Consider the following 16,145-nt stretch of genomic DNA (forward strand, 5'->3'; position numbering starts at 1 on the left):
ATCGTCTTCAAAGACCATGCTGTTGCCCGAATTGCACCGCATGGCCGCGCTGCCCGGCCGCCATTCTAACCCTTGGGTGAATACATGGGTGGTGGGATGTCGTTGCATCTTGGGGGCGTCTATCAGACAGGCGCCGACGCGTTGGACATTGGCGTGTCCGACAGCGAGATCGTGACCAATCAAGCCGGAACGTTCGTAATCTTGAGCAGCGGTGCGGCCGGTGGGCTAAGCGTGTATCGGCTGTTGCCCGATGGCGGCTTGGCCCTGCATGACATGCAGGTCTTTCCCGACGCTTTGCAAGCGGGCTTGATGCCCAACGTAGCCATGGCCGAAATTGACGGCGCGCCGGTTCTGTTCGTCGGCGGCACCGCAGATCATGCCTTTGGATACAGTCTGCAACCCGATGGCGGGATCGGCGCTTTGCAGATGGTCGAATGGCACGCAATGGCGGACGCGGCGGGCGCGAACGCGCCCGGTGCGTTGCAGGCGTGGGGGCAGATTTCAGCCCAGACAGGGATGGGGTTTCACGCGCCCATCGCCACCGACAACCTGATTGCGGCACATAACTTGTCAATGCCAAGCGTTGACTATGTACTCTCGCTGGACGGGTCATCAGGCGAGCTGTTCAGCCACAGCGTCTGGTCGGGAACGATCTACACGCAGGTTGCCAGCCTTGGTGCGGCCGATGGGTTGGCCCTGAGCAACCCAACCGCCATGGAAATCGCCAATCTGGGCGGCGCGGCTTATGCGATCATTGCCTCTGCCACCGGGTCGTCGCTGAGCGTGATCAAGGTTGGACCGGATGGCAGCCTGACCCCGACGCAACAGCTTGTCGACACCGCCAGCACGCGGTTCGCCAATGTGCAAGACCTAGCATTGGTGCAAGAGGGCGATCATGTCTTCGTTCTGGCCGTCGGTGCGGATCATGGGGTCAGCCTGTTTCGCATGATGCCCGATGGGCATCTGGTGTTCACGGAAGCGTTCAACGATGACATGGGCGGTTCGCTGAACACGCCCTCTACAATAACCGCCTCGATCCAGAATGGCGTTTTACATGCCTTTATCGGCACGCAGCACACATCCGCCATGGTGCACCTGCAAGCGGGGCACGCCAACCTTGGGCAGGTCGCCAGCAGTTCCAGCAATGGCGCAGACCTTCTGACCGGGGGCAGTGGCGACGACATTCTGATGGCGTGCTCTGATGGCGACACGCTGATCGGCGGGGCCGGACAGGACATACTGTCTTCCGGTGCCGGGCAAAGCACGCTTTCAGGCGGCATGGGCAATGACCTGTTCGTGATCCGCGCCAACAGCACGCGGGTCACGATCACCGATTTCCAGCCCGGATCGGACCGACTGGACATGTCCGACCTGCCGATGTTGCGCAATTTGGGCCAACTCGCGATCACCAGCACGCCCACCGGGGCAACCATCAGCTTTCGCGACACAGAAATCATCCTGACCGCGTTCAACACCGCCCCACTTAGCCTGCAAGACATCTTCCCCAACGGGCTGTATGGGCCGGACAGCATTTTGATTATCGCGGGCGAAACGGAACCGGTTCCGTCACCTTTGCCGCCGGGGCTAAGCCTATTGGGCACCAATACCCATGACAGCATTCTAGGCGGCGAAGGCAACGACACGATCAGGGCTGGGCGCGGCAATGATACCGTACGCGGCGGCGATGGCGACGACCTGATTTATGGCGACAATGGTCACAACCGTCTGTGGGGCGGCAATGGCAATGACACGATCCATGGCGGGCCGCGAAATGACATGATCGGCGGCGGACCGGGCAATGACCTGTTGTTCGGGGGTGACGGAAACGATACCATCTATGGCGGCAGCGGCGACGATACCATTCATGGCGAAGGGGACGACACCCGATTATGGGGCATGGGCGGCAATGACCTGATCTATGGCAGCACCCTTGGCGGGCGTATTGGCGGCGGGGGCGGTGATGACACAATTTATGGCGGACCGGGCAATGACACGATCTATGGTGGTGCGATTGAGGGAAATGACTATGTCGATGGCGGGGCGGGCGACGACGAAATCTGGGGCATGGACGGCAACGACACGCTTATCGGTGGGGCCGGAAATGATTTCATCGGCGGCGGTCGCGGGGATGACCGGATACATGGCGGACCGGGCGACGACACGGTGCGCGGCGGGCCCGGCGCGGATACGTTCGTTTTCCTCGATGGCGAAGAAACCTTGCTGGTAGAGGATTTCGCCTATGCCGATGCGGACATACTGGAACTGGACAGTGCGCTCTGGGGCGGCGGGCTGACCGCATCGCAAGTCGTCTCGATCTATGGCGCGGTCACACCAGCGGGGCTGGTGCTGGATTTCGGCACCGGCGACGTGGTCACGCTGGCAGGCTTGTCGGATTTGCCCATGCTGGCCGACTATATCCAGATTGTTTGACCCAACCGCATTGACACCCTGCTCGCTTCCCCCTAATGCACGCCACGCGCAGGCCATCGGGACTGCGTATTCGTTGGTGTTGGTGGCTCCCGCAAGGGAAGGCCTGTCACCCGCTGCGCGGGGAAGGACAACGCCCTTCATAGCCTGTCTTGGGCACATAAAGAAGGAGATCAGACGGTGACCAAACGCACCTCTGCCAAGTATAAAATTGACCGCCGCATGGGCGAAAACATCTGGGGCCGCGCCAAAAGCCCCGTCAATCGCCGCGACTACGGCCCCGGCCAGCACGGCCAGCGCCGCAAGACCAAGCTGAGCGATTTCGGCATTCAGCTGCGCGCCAAGCAGAAGCTCAAAGGCTACTATGGCGACCTGACCGAAAAGCAGTTCCGCCGCATCTATGCCGAAGCCGAGCGGATCAAGGGCGACACCGGTGAAAACCTGATCGGCCTGCTGGAACGCCGTCTGGACGCCGTGATCTACCGCGCGAAATTCGTGCCGACCATCTTTGCTGCGCGTCAGTTCGTGAACCACGGCCATATCACCGTGAACGGCCAGCGCGTGAACATCCCCAGCTACCGCGTGAAAGAAGGCGACGTGATCGCGATTCGTGACAAGTCGAAGCAACTGGCCATCGTGCTGGAAGCTGTTGGACTGGCTGAACGTGACGTGCCCGATTATGTCGAGGTCGATCACTCCAAGATGACCGCGACCTTCACCCGCACCCCGTCGTTGGCCGATGTGCCCTATGCAGTGCAGATGGAACCGAACCTCGTGGTCGAATTCTACGCGAAGAACTGATCTTCGCCGCACCGCAATTCCCGAAAGCCCTGCCCTTCGCGGCGGGGCTTTTTACATGGCCAACCCAGCAGCACCTGCAAGCCCTGCGGCCAGCACCACGGCCCAAACAGGCAGTCGCCAGACCTGCAAGGCGACAAAACAGGCCAGCGCGAAACCGAACTGCCAAAGGCTGCCCACCGCACTGGTAAACACAGGGTCATACAGCGCCGCGCCCAAAATGCCGACCACCGCCGCATTCGCCCCTGCCATACCCGCGCGCACGGCCTGCACGCCGCGCAGGGCTTGCCAGAAGGGCAGAACACCCACCAGCAGCAGAAAGCCCGGCGCGAAAATCGCCAAAGTGGCGATACATGCGCCCGTCAGACCACCCAGCCCCCCCAGATAGGTTGCAAAGGTAAACAGCGGGCCAGGAATAGCCTGCGCCGCCGCATAGCCCGCCAGAAAATCGCCGTCGCTGACCAAACCGGGCGCGACCAGTTCCGCCTGCAACAATGGCAACACCACATGCCCGCCGCCAAAGACCAACGCGCCCGCACGAAACATGCTATCGGCAAGTGCAATACCCGCGTTGTGATCTGCCAAAAGCGGCAGGCCGATAAGGCCCAAGGCGAACAGCGCCAAAGCCGCAAAGGCAACCGGGCGCGCGACTGGAATATGCAGGCCGCCCTGCCCTGTGCCCGTATCCAGCCTAAGCACCGCGCCGATCAGCGCTCCCGCCACGATTACCGCGACCATCGCCCATGGCCCTGCCAGCAGGCCTAAGGCCAGCACCGCGCCCACGGCGATCGTCGCGCGCGGCCCATCCGGGCAAAGCGTGCGCGCCATGCCCAGCACCGCTTGCGCCACCACCGCGACCGCCACCAGCTTCAGCGCCGCGATCACGCCTGTCAGCCCGGCCAGCCCCGCGCCCAGTGCCACGGCCAGCATGATAATCGCCGAGGGTAGCGTAAAGCCGACGAAAGCCGCAACCGCCCCCAGCCAGCCCGCGCGCATCAGCCCCAGCGCGAAACCCACCTGGCTAGAGGCCGGGCCGGGCAAAAACTGGCACAGCGCCACCAGTTCGGCATAATCCGCATCGGTCAGCCATTCGCGGCGGGTCACGAATTCCGCGCGGAAATAGCCGATATGCGCGACCGGACCGCCAAAAGAGGTCAGGCCAAGCCGCAGGAACGCGCCGAAAACCTCTGCCGATCGTAACAAATTCCTACCCCTTGTCCGGTGCCTGTGCGCAACCGGTGCGCAGACTGACAATAAATCCCGAAAACACCTTAACCTTGCGCCCGCTTGCATGGAATGCCGCTTTGGCGCAGGCTATCTTGCAGGCATGACAATCTTCTAACGCCAAAGGACGCACCGTGGCCCGCGACCATATCCGCTTTCTGCTGAACGACCGAGAGGTGATGCTGAATGGCATAAGCGCAACCGCCACGTTGCTGGACCATCTGCGGCTGTATCAGCGCCTGCGCGGCACCAAAGAGGGCTGCGCCGAGGGCGATTGCGGTGCTTGCACCGTGCTTGTGGGGCGCATCGAGCGCGGCGCGTTGCGCTATCAGCCCGTGAATGCCTGCATCCGCTTTCTGGCATCCTGCGACGGCTGCCATGTGGTCACGGTTGAACATCTGCGCGGGACAGATGGCGGCCTGCACCCGGTGCAGCGCGCCATGGTGGAGCATCACGCCAGCCAATGCGGGTTCTGCACGCCCGGTTTCGTGATGGCGCTTTATGCGTTGTGGATGGCAACACCGCACCCGACAGAGCCGGAAATCGAACGCGCGCTGCAAGGCAACCTGTGCCGTTGCACAGGCTACGCCCCCATCATCCGCGCGGCGCGGGCCATGGGCGCGCTTGGCACGACCGATCCGCTGATGGAAGAACGCGCGCAGGTGGCCGCGCGGCTGGCGGCATGGGCCGATGGCACGCAGGTGGACATGACCAATGGCCAAAGCCGCGCAATCTTGCCTGCCACGGTCGAGGATCTGGCGCAGGTGCTGGACCAGCACCCCGACGCGCGTATCGTCGCGGGGGCCACCGATGTGGGCCTGTGGGTCACGAAATTTCTGCGCGATCTGCCGGTGGCTGTGTTCATCGGGCATCTGGACGGGTTGCGCGCGGTCACGGAAACCGCAGATGCCCTGCATTTTGGCGCGCTTGTCAGCTACGAGGATGCACGCGCGCCCTTGCTTGAGCATTTCCCCCATATGGCCCGATATTGGGACCGCATCGCAGGCTGGCAAGTGCGCGCCATGGGCACGCTGGGGGGCAATATCGCCAATGGCTCGCCCATTGGCGACACGCCGCCGCCCTTTATCGCTTTGGGCGCGCGGTTGGTGCTGCGCAAGGGGGCGGCGCGGCGCGAGATGCCGCTGGAAGAGTTCTTCCTTGATTACGGCAAACAGGACCGCGCGCCAGGCGAGTTCGTGGAAACCATCATCCTGCCCAAACCCGTGCCCGGCACGCTGCACGCAGCCTATAAGCTGTCGAAGCGACGGGACGAGGATATTTCGGCAGTCGCACTTGGCATGGCCCTGACCGTGGCAGATGGCACGATTACCGGGGCAAGGCTGGCCTTTGGCGGCATGGCCGCAACGCCGAAGCGGTCGGCGCAAACGGAGGCGGCGCTGACCGGCCAGCCCTTCACGCTTGAAACCCTGCAAACAGCCGCCAAAGCCCTGCCGCAGGATTTCGCGCCGCTCTCGGACATGCGCGCCAGTGCCGCCTACCGCATGAAAGCCGCGCAAAACCTGCTGACGCGCTTCTGGCTGGAACACTCGGGCGAAGCGGCGGCATTGGAGGATGTGCAATGAAAGACGCAGATCGCATCACCGGTGCGGCACATGACAGCGTGATCCACGATTCCGCCGTAAAGCACGTCACCGGGCGCGCGGAATATACCGACGACATCACCGAACCCACGGGCTGCCTGCACGCCTATATCGGCACCGCGACGGTAGCGAAGGGGCATATCACCGCGTTGGACCTGTCCGCCGTGCGCGCGGCCCCCGGCGTAGTCGCGGTCCTGACCGAGGATGACATTCCCGGCCACAACGACATCTCGCCCACTGGCCTCAATGATGAGCCGATCTTTAGCCGTGACGTGCAGTTCCACGGCCAGCCCCTGTTCGCCGTGGTGGCAGAAACCCGCGATCTGGCCCGCCGCGCCTGCACCTTGGCCAAGATCAGCTATGACCGCGCCGACCATGCGACCGACATCGACGCCGCAGAGGCCGCCGGATACCCCGACGTGACCGCGCCGCTGACGCTGGCGCGTGGCGACGCGGAAAGCGCACTTGCGAAAGCCCCGCACCGCATTCAGGGCCGAATGCGCGTAGGCGGGCAGGACCACATGTATCTGGAAGGGCAGATCGCGCTCGCCATTCCGGGCGAGGATGACGAGATGGTGGTCGTCGCCTCTACCCAGCACCCGTCCGAAGCGCAGCACATGGTCGCCCATGCTTTGAGCGTGCCCGCGAACGCGGTCGTGGTGAATGTGCGCCGCATGGGCGGGGGTTTCGGCGGCAAGGAAACCCAGATGAACCTGTTCTGCACGGTCGCCGCTTTGGCGGCGCGTGCCACGGGTCGCGCTGTCAAGCTACGCCCCGACCGCGATCAGGACATGGAGATTACGGGCAAACGCCATGATTTCCGCATAGATTACGATCTGGGATTTGACGAGGACGGGCGCATTATCGCAGTTGATGGTATGTTCGCCGCGCGCTGTGGCTGGTCATCCGACCTGTCCGGCCCCGTGACCGACCGCGCGCTGTTCCATGCCGACAATGCCTATTACTACCCCCATGTGCGCCTTCGGTCGCGCCCGATCCAGACCAACACGGTCAGCAACACGGCGTTTCGCGGCTTTGGCGGCCCGCAAGGGCTGATCGCCGCCGAACGTATGATCGAGGAAATCGCCTATAAGCTGGGCCGCGACCCGCTAGACGTGCGGCGCGCGAATTTTTATCGCGAGGGGGCGGATGTAACGCCCTACCACCAGCAGGTGACGGACAACATCCTGACGCGGCTGGTGGATGAGTTGGAGGCGTCCAGCGACTACCAAGCGCGGCGCAAGGCTGTCTTGGCTTTCAACGCGAAGGGGGGCGTTATCCGCAAGGGCATCGCGCTGACGCCGGTGAAATTCGGCATCAGCTTTACCGCGACATGGTATAATCAGGCGGGCGCGCTTGTGCATGTCTATTCGGACGGCTCCATCCACCTAAACCACGGCGGCACGGAAATGGGTCAAGGCCTGTTCACCAAGGTCGCGCAAGTGGTGGCAGAGGCGTTTCAGGTGGACCTGTCGCGCATCAAGATCACCAAGACGACCACGGAAAAAGTGCCGAACACTTCCGCCACCGCCGCCAGCAGCGGGTCGGACCTGAACGGTATGGCCGCGTTGAACGCGTGCGAGCAGATCAAGGCGCGGCTTGTGGCCTTCGCGGCAGCGAAATGGGGCGTGGCCGAGGATGCGGTGCAATTCCTGCCCGGTCGCGTGGCGGTGGGTGCGGAGATTCTGACCTGGGACGCTTTCATCAAATCCGCCTATATGGCGCGGGTGCAGCTATCGGCGGCGGGGTTCTATAAAACCCCCGACATTCATTGGGACCGCGCCAAGGGGCAGGGCCGCCCCTTCTACTACTTCGCCTATGGCGCGGCCTGTTCCGAGGTAAGCGTGGACACGCTGACGGGCGAGTCGCGCGTGGACCGGGTGGATGTGCTGCATGATGTGGGCCGCTCGCTGAACCCGGCGCTGGATTTAGGGCAGGTCGAAGGCGCGTTCGTGCAGGGTATGGGGTGGCTGACCTCGGAAGAACTGGTTTGGGACGCGGAAGGCCGTCTGCGCACCCACGCCCCCAGCACCTATAAGATTCCACTGGCCGGCGACCGCCCGCGTGTGTTCAACGTGGCCTTGGCGGAATGGTCGGTGAACCCCGAACGCACCATCAAACGCTCCAAAGCCGTGGGAGAGCCGCCCTTCATGCTGCCCGTTTCGGTGTTTGAGGCAATCGGCATGGCCGTGGCATCGGTGGCCGATTACCGCGAATGCCCAAGGCTGGACGCACCCGCCACGCCGGAACGCGTGCTGATGGCGGTGGAGCGGTTGCGCGGATGACCCTGCGCGCTCTGTTGGAAAGAGATTCGCCTTTGGTGCATCTGCGACTGAGCGCGGTCGCAGGATCGGCCCCGCGCGAGGTGGGGGCCGAGATGGTTGTGTCGGGACATGCGCAGGCGGGGACCATCGGTGGCGGACAGATGGAGTTTCGCGCGGTGGCGCGAGCACGCGAGATGTTGGCCATAGGCACCGCACAAGACAGCCTGACCTTGGCGCTTGGGCCGGATATCGGCCAATGCTGCGGCGGGCGGGTGACGGTTATGCTCAGCGTGCTGACCCCGGACGCCCGCGCGGCCCTGCTGGCACGGCTTGAAAGCGCGCAAGCCCCAACCGTCATGATCTTGGGCGCAGGCCATGTGGGGCGGGCATTGGCGCAGGTCTTGGCCCCGCTGCCCTGCCGCGTGGTGTTGGTGGACAACCGGGCCGAGGAACTGGCGCAAGCGCCCGCCAGCGCCGATCACCGCCTGACGCCGATGGCCGAGGCCGAGATTGACCATGCGCCGCCCGGCACGGCATTCGTGGTCACCACCCATGACCATGGGCTGGATTTTCTGCTGACCCTTGCGGCGCTGAAGCGCGGCGATGCCGCCTATGTCGGGCTGATAGGGTCCGCGACCAAACGCGCGCGGTTTACCCGTTTCGCGCAGGACCACAACACCGACGCATCGGCGCTGACCTGCCCCATAGGTGCGGCGGGCCTTGGCGACAAGCGGCCAGAGGTCATCGCCCTGATGGCCGCGCAAGAGATTTTCGCCGCCTTCGCGCGCGCAACCAAAGGAACCCCATGACCCAGACCCTGATCCGCGCGCGGCTGCTGACCTTCCACCGCGAACCGCAAACGCCCGATGACGAGGGCGCATTAACCTATATCGAGGATGGCGCGCTGCTGGTCGAGGACGGCATGATCCGCGCCATGGGCGAGGCGCGCGACGTTGCAGCCCCCGAAGCACAAATCATCGACCACCGCCCGCATCTGTTGATGCCGGGGTTCATCGACACCCATCTGCACTTTCCGCAAACGCAGGTCATTGCAAGCTGGGCGGCAGAATTGCTGGATTGGCTGAATGACTACACCTTCCCCGAGGAAACGCGCTATGCCGACCCTACGCTCTGCGCCAAAATGGCCAGCGCTTTTCTGGACCGGCTGACGGACCATGGCACCACCACGGCTGTTGCCTATGCGTCGGTGCACGCAGCCTCTGCCGAAGCACTTTTTGCCGAAGGCTTGAAGCGTGACATGCGGCTAATCACAGGCAAGGTGATGATGGACCGCAACGCGCCAGACGCTTTATGCGACACGCCGCAATCAAGCTATGATGACAGCAAATCCTTGATCGCGCGTTGGCACGGCAAGGGGCGCTTGGGCTATGCGATTACCCCGCGCTTTGCCATCACCTCGACACCTGCGCAGATGGAAGCGGCGCAAGCGCTGGCGCAAGAGCACCCAGATTGCCACATCCAGACCCATTTGAGCGAGAACCACGCCGAGATCGCACTGTCCTGCCAGCTTTACCCGGATGCCAAGGATTACACCGACATCTACGCCCGCTATGGGTTGCTGCGCGGCAACAGCCTGCTGGGCCATTGCATTCACCTTAGCGACCGCGAGATCGGCGCGCTGGCAGAGGCCGGTTCCAAGCCCGTCTTCTGCCCCACGTCGAACCTGTTTTTGGGGTCGGGCCTGTTCAACGATGCCAAGCTGCGCGGGGGCGGGCTGACCAACGCCATCGCCACCGATATCGGCGGCGGCACCAGCTATTCCCTGCTGCAAACTTTGGCAGAGGGCTACAAGGTGCTGCAACTGCAAGGCCAGCGGCTGCACCCCTACCGCGCGTTTCACTGGATTACGCGGGGCAATGCCGTGGCTTTGGGGCTGACCGACCGCATCGGCACGCTGGAACCGGGCACAGAGGCCGATTTCGTCGTGCTGAACGCCCACGCAACCCCCGCAATGGCGCAGCGCATGGAACGTGCGCGCGGGCTGGCGGATGAATTGTTCACCCTGCAAGTGATGGGCGATGACCGCGCCGTGGTGCAAACCTATGTGGCCGGGCAACAGCGCAAAGCAGCCTGACACAGCCTTGCGCTTTTTGCTTGGTTTGGCGCGCAGAGTTGCGCAAAGTCTGGTCAGGCGCATCATGCGCTGTTTGAGTAACCAGTGCGAACACCATAATAAGGAGCGAACCATGGGACGTCGCGACGAATTGATTGAACGATATGCCTCTGACCTGAAAGAAAAATGCGGTGTCACGCCAGATATGGACCTGTTGCGCAAGGTCACGATTGGCTGTGGGCCATCCATTTACAACCCCGATGCCAGCACCGTCGCCGGCTCGCAAGAGCATGAGTTGGAAACGGTGCGCAAGAGTTTCCTTGTCAAGAAACTGGGGCTGGCCGATGGGCCGGAACTGGACAAGGCCATAGACGCCGTGATCGAGCAATACGGCCGGTCCGAGCGCAACAAGTATCGCGCCGTGATCTACTATCTGCTGACCAAGCATTTCGGCAAGGAAGCGGTCTACGGCTGACCCGTCATTGCCGAAACTTTTAGCTGTTATCCGGCTTGCCTTGGAGCGGTTAATCGACGATCGTGGGATATCTGGTCAGGACGACCGGGCTTACGATCCTCTCGTGACGTGAAGGGCACGCGGGTGAGATGTTGGGCCCCGGTCACAACCGGGGCCCCTTTCCCAGAATTTGATCGCTTGGGGCGCAGTCCAGACAACGCCTAAGTCATGTCTCGTTTAAACCATTTTCCTTTTGTTTAAACCAAGCCTATTACACGCCGCCACGCGGACAGCTTGAATTCGCATGACCTGTGGCCCACATTCAGACATGTTCGGCATCCGCGTGCCGACCAGACAAAGGATATATACGTGACCGAATTGAGCAGCTATCCCGTCCTGCCCCTGCGCGACATGGTGGTGTTTCCGCATATGGTCGTGCCCCTGTTCGTGGGCCGCGACAAATCCGTGCGCGCGCTCGAAACCGTGATGAATGACGACAAGCAGATCTTGCTGGCCTCTCAGGTGGACCATACGCAGGAAGACCCCGCCAGCGGCGACATATACCGCGTGGGCGTTCTGGCGAACGTGCTGCAATTGCTGAAGCTTCCTGATGGCACCGTCAAGGTGCTGGTCGAAGGGCAGCGCCGTGTGCGCATCACCGAGTTCACGCGCGAGGACGGGTATTTCGAAGCGCTTGTGGCGGAAATGCCGGACACGGCCGGGCCTGATGATGAAATCCACGCGCTGATGCGGTCGGTGCAGAACGAATTCGAACGCTACGCCAAGATCCGCAAGAACATCCCCGACGAAGCGCTGGCGGCCATCGCCGACGCCACCGACCCCGCACGCTTGGCCGATCTGGCCGCTGGGCACTTGGGGTCGAGCGTGGACAAGAAACAGGCCATCCTTGAAATGACGGCGCTGAATGCGCGGCTGGAAGAGATTTACGCCCAGATGCAGGGGGAACTTTCTGTCCTGCAAGTGGAGCGCAAGATCAAGACCCGCGTCAAAAGCCAGATGGAGCGCACGCAGCGCGAGTATTACCTGAATGAGCAGATGAAAGCCATTCAGAAGGAATTGGGCGACGGCGAGGACGGCCAGAACGAACTGGCGGAACTGGAAGCCAAGATTGCCGCGACCAAGTTTTCCAAGGAAGCGCGTGAAAAGGCCGAAGCCGAACTGAAGAAGCTGAAGAGCATGTCGCCCATGTCCGCCGAAGCGACCGTGGTGCGCAACTATCTGGACTGGATGTTGTCCATCCCGTGGGGCGTGAAGAGCAAGGTCAAGAAAGACCTTGGCCGCGCGCAACAGGTGCTGGATGCCGACCATTACAGCCTAGACAAAGTGAAGGAACGGATCGTCGAATACCTGGCGGTTCAGTCGCGCTCTGCCAAGCTGAAAGGCCCGATCATGTGCCTTGTCGGCCCTCCGGGTGTGGGTAAAACCAGCCTTGGGCGCTCTGTGGCCCGCGCAACAGGGCGCGAATTTATCCGCATCAGCTTGGGCGGCGTCCGTGACGAATCCGAGATTCGTGGCCATCGGCGCACCTATATCGGGTCCATGCCGGGCAAGATCATCCAAGCGCTGAAAAAGGCCAAAACGACCAACCCGCTTATCCTGCTCGATGAAATCGACAAGATGGGACAGGATTTCCGGGGCGACCCGGCAAGCGCCATGCTGGAAGTGCTGGACCCGGAACAGAACGCAACCTTTGTCGACCACTATCTGGAAGTGGAATACGACCTGTCCAATGTCATGTTCCTGACCACGGCCAATAGCTACAACATGCCGGGGCCGCTGCTGGACCGGATGGAAGTGATCCCGCTGTCGGGCTATACCGAAGATGAGAAGCTGGAAATTGCCCGCGCGCATCTGCTGCCCAAATCGGTCAAGAACCACGGGTTGAAGCGCGGCGAATTGACGATTTCCGACAATGCGATCACGCAAACGATCCGGCTGTATACCCGCGAAGCCGGGGTGCGGAACCTTGAGCGCGAGTTGAACAAGATCGCGCGCAAGGCCGTCACCAAGATCGTGAAAAAGGAAACCGACAAGGTGATCGTGGCGCGCGACAACCTTGAAGATTTTCTGGGCGTGCCGCGTTTCCGCTTCGGCTCTGCCGAGAAAGAGGACCAGATCGGCGTTGTCACCGGCCTTGCATGGACGCAAGTAGGCGGCGAATTGTTGCAGATCGAGGGCTTGCGCCTGCCCGGCAAGGGCCGGATGAAAACCACCGGCAAGCTGGGCGATGTGATGAAGGAATCGATCGACGCGGCCAGTTCTTTCGTGCGCTCTATCGGGCCGGAAATCGGCGTTTTGCCACCGCGCTTTGACGCATGGGATATTCACGTCCACGTCCCAGAGGGGGCAACCCCCAAGGACGGGCCAAGTGCTGGCGTGGGGATGGTGACATCCATCGTGTCGGTGCTAACGCAGATCCCTGTGCGTAAGAATGTCGCCATGACCGGCGAAGTTACGCTGCGCGGCAATGTTCTGGCCATCGGTGGCCTGAAAGAGAAGCTGCTCGCGGCCCTGCGCGGCGGCATCGACACGGTGCTGATCCCGCAGGAAAACGCCAAGGATTTGCCGGAAATCCCGGACAATGTGAAGGAAGGGCTGACCATCATTCCGGTGGGCCATGTCCGCGAAGTGCTAAAGCATGCGCTTGTCCGAACCCCGGACCCGGTGGAATGGGATGCCGAAGCCGATGAGGCCGCCCGCCTTGCGCGCATGGCCCCAAAGCCGGACGAGGCCGCAACGCGCCCGGCGCATTGAACAGCGACCGGCCCCGTAATGCCAGCTTGGCATGGCGGGGCCGGGTTTCGCGCGAAAAGGGCTTGCGCTGCCCAGACGGCGGCGCTATCAGGCCCGTCGTGGGGCGATTAGCTCAGCGGTAGAGCGCTTCGTTCACATCGAAGATGTCAGCGGTTCAAATCCGTTATCGCCCACCATTTCCTTTTTTTCCGCTATAGGCCCTGCCTTGCCCGCGCGCGTGGCGGCTGTCTTGATATGCAAAAGGCCCGGTCTTGCGACCGGGCCTTTGCGTTTTCATGAACGGGCCGGATCAGCGGCTACCGAACTCAGGATATGCTTCCATACCCAGTTCCGACGTGTCCAGACCGGTCATCTGGTCTTCGTCGCTGACGCGGATACCCATCACCATTTTCAGGATGAACCAGAAGATGCCGGAAACCACGAACATGAAGGCACCAATCGCAACGATCCCGTAGATTTGCGCGCCAATGCTGGCATCGCTGTTCGACAACACCACGGCCAAGGTGCCCCAGATACCGGCGAACAGGTGAACCGGAATGGCACCGACCACATCGTCAATCTTCATCTTGTCCAACATCGGGACGGTGAAGACCACGATCACACCACCCACGGCACCGATCAACGTGGCCAGACCAAGGCCGGGGGCCAGCGGTTCTGCCGTGATCGATACAAGCCCAGCCAGCGCGCCGTTCAGCACCATGGTCAGGTCGACCTTCTTGTACAGAACCTGCGTCAGGATCAGCGCGGCAATTGCACCACCGGCAGCCGCCGTGTTGGTGTTGGCGAAGATGCGGCTAACATCGGCAACGTCGCTGACAGTGCCCATGGCAAGCTGCGAACCGCCGTTGAAGCCGAACCAACCCAGCCACAAGATGAACATGCCCAGCGTGGCCAGCGGCAGGTTCGACCCCGGCATGACAGTTACGCGGCCATCTTTGCCATATTTACCAGCCCGCGAACCAAGGATCAGAACACCGGCCAAGGCTGCCCAACCGCCTGCGCCGTGCACGATCGAAGAACCGGCGAAGTCCGAGAAGCCAGCTTCGGACAGGAAGCCGCCGCCCCAGCTCCAGCTTGCCTGAATCGGATAGATCAGGCCGGTCAGGATGATGACGAAAATCAGGAAGGGCCACAGCTTGATGCGTTCAGCAACGGCGCCCGAAACAATCGAAGCGGTTGCGGCACAGAACATCAGCTGGAAGATGAAGTCAGACCCGATAGATGCATAGGTCACGTCGTTCAGGTCGTCATAGGCCACGCCAACAGGTTCCAGAGACGTCGACGAGAAGCCGCCCATCCAACCCTCGATGATCCAGCCATCGCCCGGATACATCAGGTTGAAGCCGACAACGAAATAGGCAATCGACGCCAACGAGAACAGCGCCACGTTCTTGACCAACTGCATGGTTGCGTTCTTGGACCGGACCAGCCCGGTTTCCAGCATGGCAAAGCCCGCAGCCATGAAGAATACAAGAAAGCCACCCATCAGGAACAGCAGCGTGTTCATGATGAAGACCATTTCGGAATTTACGCGTTCAGCGCTCAGCGCTTCGTCCTGCGCGAGGCCGAGTGTCGGCACAAGCGCCGCCGCGGCCACAATGGGAAAGAGTTTCTTGAGTTGCATCAGCATTTGTCCTTTTTGAACTGGGTCCACGAAATCAAAGCGCGTCTTCGCCGGTTTCACCGGTGCGCACGCGCGTGGCTGACGCCAGATCCAGCACGAAGATCTTGCCATCGCCGATCTTGTCGGTTTTCGCGGTTTTTTGCAGGGTTTCGACCACCTGATCGGCCATCGCGTCGCTGACGCCGATTTCCAGTTTCAGCTTTGGCACGAAATTCACGGCATATTCCGCGCCGCGATAGATTTCGGTATGCCCGGATTGTGCGCCGAACCCCTTGATTTCGGTCACCATCATGCCGCGCACGCCGATAGAGGTCAGCGCTTCGCGAACCTCTTCCAGCTTGAACGGTTTTATCGCCGCAATGATATATTTCACGGTGTCATCCCCTTTCATCCACGTTGTCGGCCAATCGCAGCCTCACCCCGTAAACAGAAAGTGAAGCGCGGATAGGCTCAACGATCGGGAGGTGTTTAAACGCCGCTATGCAGCAATATCCGAAAAAGAGTGCACAAATTTATATCACTGCATATTTTTTGGGCATACCTTGCACGAGAACGCCCGTCCCATCGTTACAAATCGTGGTGGCAGCGACCGGAAATACAGCGAGTCGGCCTTGGCACAGTTCTGCGGTGTCGCGCCGAAGGTGGTGGAAAACAGCTTCCGCCCGTGGCAAAAGGTTAAAAATGTTTTCAAAGCCGATCCACGGCAAACAGGCATAATTACAGATGAGCAGCGCCAGACCCCCCCGGAAAAATCTTGTCGCACCGCGCCGCGCCGCGCCGGGCGCAAAACCGTCGGCGGGCAAAGCTACCGCACGCAAACCCGCAAGATCGGGCAAACCCAAGGGCGGCAACCCGATCTCGCGGTTTTTCAGGGCAGCACTGACACTGATCTGGCGGATCATAT

12 protein-coding genes and 1 tRNA gene are annotated in these 16,145 nt (G+C 61.7%); 9 read left to right on the forward strand and 4 right to left on the reverse strand.

What is annotated here, in order from left to right; translation table 11 throughout:
* Positions 1–96 precede the first annotated feature (96 nt).
* Both AWT76_RS14960 and rpsD read left to right on the forward strand, forming a co-directional pair.
* The gene (locus AWT76_RS14960) at positions 97–2,430 is read left to right on the forward strand and encodes a calcium-binding protein (RefSeq protein WP_072247047.1); all 2,334 of its coding nucleotides are present in this window, start codon (positions 97–99) and stop codon (positions 2,428–2,430) included.
* A gap of 177 nt (positions 2,431–2,607) precedes the next feature.
* Positions 2,608–3,228 (forward strand): 30S ribosomal protein S4, encoded by a 621-nt coding sequence (gene rpsD, locus AWT76_RS14965; RefSeq protein WP_072247048.1) that lies wholly within the window; start codon positions 2,608–2,610, stop codon positions 3,226–3,228.
* A gap of 51 nt (positions 3,229–3,279) precedes the next feature.
* On the opposite strand, the gene chrA is transcribed toward rpsD, so the two are convergent.
* Positions 3,280–4,428: a chromate efflux transporter gene (chrA, locus tag AWT76_RS14970; protein ID WP_072247049.1), complete on the reverse strand. Its 1,149-nt coding sequence runs from the start codon at positions 4,426–4,428 to the stop codon at positions 3,280–3,282.
* Between the two features lie 155 nt (positions 4,429–4,583).
* On the opposite strand from chrA, the gene xdhA reads away from it, so the two are divergent.
* From xdhA to AWT76_RS15005, 7 genes are all read left to right on the forward strand, one after another.
* Entirely contained in the window at positions 4,584–6,032 is a 1,449-nt protein-coding gene (gene xdhA / locus AWT76_RS14975; RefSeq protein WP_072247050.1) for a xanthine dehydrogenase small subunit, read from the forward strand.
* Entirely contained in the window at positions 6,029–8,335 is a 2,307-nt protein-coding gene (gene xdhB / locus AWT76_RS14980; RefSeq protein ID WP_072247051.1) for a xanthine dehydrogenase molybdopterin binding subunit, read from the forward strand. The genes xdhA and xdhB overlap by 4 nt, the downstream gene beginning before the upstream one ends.
* Positions 8,332–9,123 (forward strand): xanthine dehydrogenase accessory protein XdhC, encoded by a 792-nt coding sequence (gene xdhC, locus AWT76_RS14985; protein WP_072247052.1) that lies wholly within the window; start codon positions 8,332–8,334, stop codon positions 9,121–9,123. Before xdhB ends, xdhC begins: the two co-directional genes overlap by 4 nt.
* On the forward strand, positions 9,120–10,409 hold the full coding sequence (gene guaD / locus AWT76_RS14990; RefSeq protein ID WP_072247053.1) for a guanine deaminase: 1,290 nt from the start codon (positions 9,120–9,122) through the stop codon (positions 10,407–10,409). Before xdhC ends, guaD begins: the two co-directional genes overlap by 4 nt.
* Before the next feature lie 112 nt (positions 10,410–10,521).
* Entirely contained in the window at positions 10,522–10,863 is a 342-nt protein-coding gene (locus tag AWT76_RS14995; RefSeq protein ID WP_072247755.1) for a DUF2853 family protein, read from the forward strand.
* Between the two features lie 390 nt (positions 10,864–11,253).
* The gene (lon, locus tag AWT76_RS15000; RefSeq protein ID WP_245638850.1) at positions 11,254–13,617 is read left to right on the forward strand and encodes an endopeptidase La; all 2,364 of its coding nucleotides are present in this window, start codon (positions 11,254–11,256) and stop codon (positions 13,615–13,617) included.
* A gap of 101 nt (positions 13,618–13,718) precedes the next feature.
* Positions 13,719–13,793 (forward strand) — tRNA-Val (locus tag AWT76_RS15005).
* 113 nt (positions 13,794–13,906) lie between these two features.
* Here the strand turns inward: AWT76_RS15005 and AWT76_RS15010 are convergent.
* The 3 genes from AWT76_RS15010 to AWT76_RS17165 form a co-directional block, all read right to left on the reverse strand.
* Positions 13,907–15,241 carry an ammonium transporter gene (locus AWT76_RS15010; protein WP_072247756.1) on the reverse strand — a complete coding sequence of 445 codons (1,335 nt, stop codon included), beginning with the start codon at positions 15,239–15,241 and terminating at the stop codon, positions 13,907–13,909.
* Positions 15,242–15,275: 34 nt separating this feature from the next.
* Positions 15,276–15,614 (reverse strand): P-II family nitrogen regulator, encoded by a 339-nt coding sequence (locus AWT76_RS15015; RefSeq protein ID WP_072247757.1) that lies wholly within the window; start codon positions 15,612–15,614, stop codon positions 15,276–15,278.
* A gap of 139 nt (positions 15,615–15,753) precedes the next feature.
* A complete protein-coding gene (locus AWT76_RS17165) occupies positions 15,754–16,143 on the reverse strand; it encodes a hypothetical protein (RefSeq protein WP_245638825.1) in 390 nt (129 codons plus the stop codon).
* Positions 16,144–16,145 lie beyond the last annotated feature (2 nt).

The organism is Roseibaca calidilacus, from assembly GCF_001517585.1.
GTDB classification, from domain to species: Bacteria; Pseudomonadota; Alphaproteobacteria; order Rhodobacterales; family Rhodobacteraceae; genus Roseinatronobacter; species Roseinatronobacter calidilacus.

Excerpts from the sequence above, each read along its gene's own strand:
- AWT76_RS14960 (WP_072247047.1), top strand. The coding sequence starts at position 97 with ATGTCGTTGCATCTTGGGGGCGTCTATCAGACAGGCGCCGACGCGTTG.
- xdhB (WP_072247051.1), top strand. The coding sequence starts at position 6,029 with ATGAAAGACGCAGATCGCATCACCGGTGCGGCACATGACAGCGTGATC.
- xdhC (WP_072247052.1), top strand. The coding sequence starts at position 8,332 with ATGACCCTGCGCGCTCTGTTGGAAAGAGATTCGCCTTTGGTGCATCTG.
- guaD (WP_072247053.1), top strand. The coding sequence starts at position 9,120 with ATGACCCAGACCCTGATCCGCGCGCGGCTGCTGACCTTCCACCGCGAA.
- AWT76_RS14995 (WP_072247755.1), top strand. The coding sequence starts at position 10,522 with ATGGGACGTCGCGACGAATTGATTGAACGATATGCCTCTGACCTGAAA.
- lon (WP_245638850.1), top strand. The coding sequence starts at position 11,254 with ATGGTGGTGTTTCCGCATATGGTCGTGCCCCTGTTCGTGGGCCGCGAC.
- AWT76_RS15010 (WP_072247756.1), bottom strand. The coding sequence starts at position 15,241 with ATGCAACTCAAGAAACTCTTTCCCATTGTGGCCGCGGCGGCGCTTGTG.
- AWT76_RS17165 (WP_245638825.1), bottom strand. The coding sequence starts at position 16,143 with ATGATCCGCCAGATCAGTGTCAGTGCTGCCCTGAAAAACCGCGAGATC.